Annotated in this window: 1 protein-coding gene; it reads left to right on the plus strand. The window is 59.9% G+C overall.

Annotated features, from left to right (window positions below):
* The first annotated feature begins 15 nt into the window (after nt 1-15).
* Nucleotides 16-822 carry an IS5 family transposase gene (locus NW818_RS13335; protein ID WP_414424824.1) on the plus strand — a complete coding sequence of 269 codons (807 nt, stop codon included), beginning with the start codon at nt 16-18 and terminating at the stop codon, nt 820-822.
* Nucleotides 823-832: the final 10 nt, after the last annotated feature.

Below are 832 nucleotides of genomic sequence, written 5' to 3' on the forward strand. Positions count from 1 at the left end.
AGTTATGTTTATAGCATGAACCGCCGTCCATACCCCTCCGACGTAAGCGATGAGGAATGGGCCTTCGTGATGCCCTACCTGACCCTGCTGCCTCTGGACGCAAGCCAGCGAAAATACGACCTGCGGGAAGTGTTCAACGCCTTGCGCTGGATGGTAAAAACCGGTGCCCAGTGGGAGTACCTGCCCCACGACTTCCCCCCACCCCACATCGTTCGTGAGCAGGCCCGGCGCTGGATGGAGCGGGGGGTGTTTGAAGACCTGGTGCATGACCTGCGGGAAACCCTACGGCTGTTGCAGGGTCGAGCAGCTCAACCCAGCGCCGCCATCTATGATGCACGAACCTTGCAATCCAGCCCCGAGAGCGGGGAGCGGGCAGGCTACGATGGGGCCAAGCGCCGTAAAGGCAGCAAGGTGCACATGGCGGTGGATACCCTGGGTCATCTGCTGGCCCTGCTGGTTACCCCTGCCAACGAGCAGGAACGCAGCCAGGTGGGGGAGCTCTCCCAGGCGGTGCAAGCTGTTACCAACCAGCGGGTCGAAATCGCATACGTAGATCAGGGCTATACAGGCTCGGAGGCGGAGCAGGCGGCTGCGCAGGAAGGGATAGCGCTGTGTGTGGTCAAGCTGGAGGAAGCCAAAAGGGGCTTCGTGTTGCTTCCCCGGCGTTGGGTAGTTGAGCGCAGCTTTGCCTGGATGGCTCGTTTTCGCCGGCTGGCGCGTGACTACGAACGACTTACCGAAACGCTGAAGGGTTTTCACTGGCTGGCCTTCTCGATTCTGTTATTACCGAAAGTTCTTGATGGTTTACGATCGGCTTCTTAGCAGACTCTAG

The sequence above is a fragment of the Synechococcus sp. R6-5 genome (assembly GCF_047461775.1).
GTDB lineage: Bacteria > Cyanobacteriota > Cyanobacteriia > Thermostichales > Thermostichaceae > Thermostichus.

What these genes read in the sequence shown, in the direction of transcription:
- NW818_RS13335 (WP_414424824.1), top strand. Translation starts at nt 16, where the DNA reads ATGAACCGCCGTCCATACCCCTCCGACGTAAGCGATGAGGAATGGGCC.